Annotated in this window: 2 protein-coding genes; both read left to right on the top strand. The window is 52.4% G+C overall.

Annotated elements, in window-relative coordinates; all coding sequences use genetic code 11:
* A partial coding sequence (locus ACO6VE_RS23915) for a DUF1601 domain-containing protein (RefSeq protein WP_422463953.1) occupies positions 1-2,013 on the top strand: 2,013 nt, incomplete at its 5' end.
* A gap of 105 nt (positions 2,014-2,118) precedes the next feature.
* The coding region (locus ACO6VE_RS23910) for a DUF1601 domain-containing protein (protein ID WP_422463951.1) at positions 2,119-4,267 on the top strand (2,149 nt) is incomplete at its 3' end.

Genomic DNA, 4,267 nt, shown 5'->3' with positions numbered 1-4,267 from the left:
TTGCCCCAAGTGAGCGCACAGAAAGCCAACTTTACACCACAGGGTATCGCTAACCTGCTGTGGGCCATGGCGAAACTGGTGGACAACGGGCCACAGTGGACGCCAGGGTTTAACGAAACCATGGCCGCGCTGTTGCCCCAAGTGAGCGCACAGAAAGCCAACTTTACACCACAGGGTATCGCTAACCTGCTGTGGGCCATGGCGAAACTGGTGGACAACGGGCAGGAGCGGACAGCAGAGCTCAAAGAGGCTGTGGCCGTGTTGTTGCCCCACGTAAACGTACAGAAAGACCAATTTATTCCTCAGGGTATCGCCAACCTGCTGTGGGCCATGGCAAAAATGGTAGAGAACGGGCAGGAGCATACACCAGGACTCAAACAGGCCGTGGCCGCGCTGTTGCCCCACGTGAACGCACAGAAAGACCAATTTAATGCCCAGGGTATCGCCAACCTGCTATGGGCCATGGCGAAACTGATGGACATTGGGCTGGAGCATACACCAGAGCTCAAAGAGACTGCAGCCGCGCTGTTGTCCCACGTGAACGCACAGAAAGCTGACTTTAAACCACAGGAAATCGCCAACCTGCTTTGGGCCATGGCGAAAATGGTAGACAACGGGCAGGAGCACACACCAAGGCTCAAAAAGGCCGTGGCCGCGCTGTTGCCCCGCGTGAACGCACAGAAAGACCAATTTAATGCCAAGGGTATCGCCAGCCTGCTGTGGGCCATCGCAAAACTGGTGGACATCGGACAGGAGCATACACCAGAACTCAAAGAGGCTGCGGCCGCGCTGTTGTCCCACGTGAACGCACAGAAAGCTAACTTTAAACCACAGGGTATCGCTAACCTGCTGTGGGCCATGGCAAAACTGGTGGACAACGGGCTGGATCGGACACCAGTGCTTAAAGAGCCTCTGGTCGCGCTGTTGCCCCACGTGAACGTACAAACAACTAACTTTAAACCCCAGGGTATCGCCAGCCTCCTGTGGTCCATGGCGAAACTGGTGGACAACGGACAGGAGCGGACACCAGAGTTCAACGAGGCAGTGGCCGCGTTATTGCCCCAAGTGAACCTGCAGAAAGACCAATTTAATGCCCAGGATATCGCCAACCTGCTGTGGGCCATGGCGAAACTGGTGGATAACGGGCAGGAGCAGACACCAGGGCTCAACGAGGCCGTGGCCACACTGTTGCCCCGGGTGAGCGCACAGAAAGACCAATTTAATGCCCAGGGTATTGCCAACCTGCTGTGGGCCACGACCAAACTGGGTGAACTCGTTGAGCTGAACCTGGCTACCTCTTCGTTCGAATCGCTTGTCTATCGAATCAGTGAGAACCTTCAGTTTTCTCAGCAAGAGATATTGATGTCTCTCTGGGGAGTCATGGTGTGCTGTGCCAGGTTGGCTCTAGACTCCAATGCCAATAAAAATAACGTGCTTGAAAAACACATGGATGACCTGTTTACTCACCTGGAAAATACATTCCCAGTCAATGAAGTTGATCAACGCATCATTGCCATGGCCGCAAGTTGGCTTGGCAGAGAGTGCCCGGTCGTACCCCATTACCAGACAATCGTTTCAAAACGTCAATCCAACTTCCGCAATCAACTCCAATCATCTATTCCATCTCTGAAGATTGACGAAGAAAAGAGTCTGAACTCATTACCTCCGGTTGACCTGCTTCTGCCAGATCACAACATAGTGATTGAAGTTCAGGGCCCCTCTCATTACGTGGGTGGTGATTTCAAAACCAGGAATGGTTCGACTCTGCTGAAAATCGCACTGTTGCAAAAAGCAGGATTTGAGGTCATTGAAATCCCGGTTAACATGCTTTGGAATCAGGATTTAATGAAACCCTATATTGATCAAATAAAGACCAGAATAGGCATCCCGCCACAGGAGCATGGCTCTGTTTCACTTAAAAGAGGGTGGGCAGGTGCTGCATACGTCACTGGTGAAGAACATTTAGCAGAGCGAAGCAACCCGGCAAAGAGGAAGAAAACAGGCAGCCAGTAATCGCCTTCCTCCCATCATGACTCAAGTAAACATTTCGGCAAAATGAACTTTTGGGCAGAACAGCAGTCTGCTTTTTATATTTTCATTAATTAATGAAATATAATTATGGATAGACGTTCTGCTGGTATCAGTGGTCAATACGCAAGATCAGGTAACGGTTACAACCAACCGAATGGCCATACCCCTTCTTCAGGGCGTGGGCAATATAGACATGCCAAAGTCAGACAGCGGGATAGCCACCCCCGCTCTACCTTGGAATGTAATGAATTTCACCATTCTTCCGGCACACGCCCTTCTCAATATTTAATTCACCGTTCAGTCAACTCTGCTCAAGATTTTAATGTCCTCATCAAACCCGAAATAATGGATGATCTGGTGAGTAAATCGGATCGTTTCGGTCATCGCTATGATGGGAGAAATCACGGGCAATATGCCAGTTCACTTAAAAAATACACGTCAGCTGCTAAAAGACCGTTAAATCGAGCGGAACAAAGCCAGCTGATGCGTTTGCTGCAAAATTTCGCAGCAACACGGAGCTGGAATTGGCGAAGCCTGACGACAACACTTCATTCATTGACTTCAGCGGGTGTTTTTACTCTTCATAAACCCATTGATGCGCGAGTTAAACTTACTCAGGCTAACTTATTGTCAACGCTATTTGATTCAATAATATTTAACTGCAACCAAAAACATCCAGCCAGGGATATTGCCCCCCAGGCTGTCGCCAATCTTCTGTGGGCCATGGCAAAACTGGTGAACAACGGGCAGGAACGAACACCAGAGTTCAACGAGGCCGTGGCCGCCTTGTTGCCCCACGTGAACGCACAGAAAGCTCACTTTAAACCACAAGAAATCGCCAACCTGCTGTGGGCCATGGCGAAACTGGTGGACAACAAGCAGGAGCATACACCAGAGTTCAACGAGGCCGTGGCTGCGCTGTTGCCCCACGTGAACGCACAGAAAGACCAATTTATTCCTCAGCATATCGCCAACCTGCTCTGGGCCATGGCTAAACTGGTGGACAACAAGCAGGAACAGACACCAGAGTTCAATGAGGCCGTGGCTGCGCTGTTGCCCCACGTGAACGCACAGAAAGACCAATTTATTCCTCAGCATATCGCCAACCTGCTGTGGGCCATGGCGAAACTGGTGGACAACGGTCAGGAGCGGACACCAGAACTCAAAGAGACCGTAGCCGCGCTGTTACCCCGCGTGAACGCACAGAAAGCCCAGTTTAAAGTCCAGGGTATCGCCAACCTACTGTGGGCCATGGCGAAACTGGTGGACAATGGGCAGAAGCAGACACCTGAGCTCAACGAGACCGTAGCCGCGCTGTTGCCCCACGTGAACGCACAGAATGACCAGTTTAGTCCTCAGCATATCGCCAACCTGCTGTGGGCCATGGCGAAACTGGTGGACAACGGGCAGGAGCGGACACCAGAGCTCAACGAGGCCGTGGCCGCGCTGCTGCCCTACGTGAACGCACAGAAAGACCAATTTACTGCCCAGGGGATCACCAACCTGCTTTGGGCCATAGCGAAACTGGTGGACAACGGGCAGAAGCAAACACCAGCACTCAAAGAGACTGTGGCCGCGCTGTTGCCCCAGGTAAACGCACAGAAAGCTCACTTTAAACTACAGGCTATCACCAACCTGCTGTGGGCCATGGCGAAACTGGTGGACGACGGGCAGTTGCAAACAACAGAGTTCCAAGAGCCCGTGGTCGTGCTGTTACCCTACGTGAACGCACAGAAAGCCAATTTTAACCCACAGGAAATCGCCAACCTGCTGTGGGCCATGGCGAAACTGGTGGATAACGGGCAGGAGCGGACACCAGGGCTCAAAAAGACCGTGGCCGCGCTGTTACCCTACGTGAACGCACAGAAAGCCAATTTTAACCCACAGGAAATCGCCAACCTGCTGTGGGCCATGGCGAAACTGGTGGACAACGGGCAGGTGCAGACGCCAGAGTTCAACGAGGCCGTGGCTGCGCTGTTGCCCCACGTGAACGCACAGAAAGCTAATTTTAAACCACAGGAAATTGCCAACCTGCTGTGGGCCATGGCGAAACTGGTGGACAACGGGCAGGACAGGACACCAGAACTCAAAGAGGCTCTGGTCGCGCTGTTGCCCCACGTGATTGCACAGAAAGCTAACTTTAAACCACAGGAAATCGCTAACCTGCTGTGGGCCATGGCGAAACTGGTGGACAGCAGGCAGGAGTGGTCACCAGCGCTCAAAGGGGCTGTGGCCG

This window comes from Endozoicomonas sp. ALB115 (assembly GCF_049310245.1).
Lineage (GTDB): Bacteria > Pseudomonadota > Gammaproteobacteria > Pseudomonadales > Endozoicomonadaceae > Endozoicomonas.
This window is presented reverse-complemented; position numbering and strand designations above follow the sequence as displayed.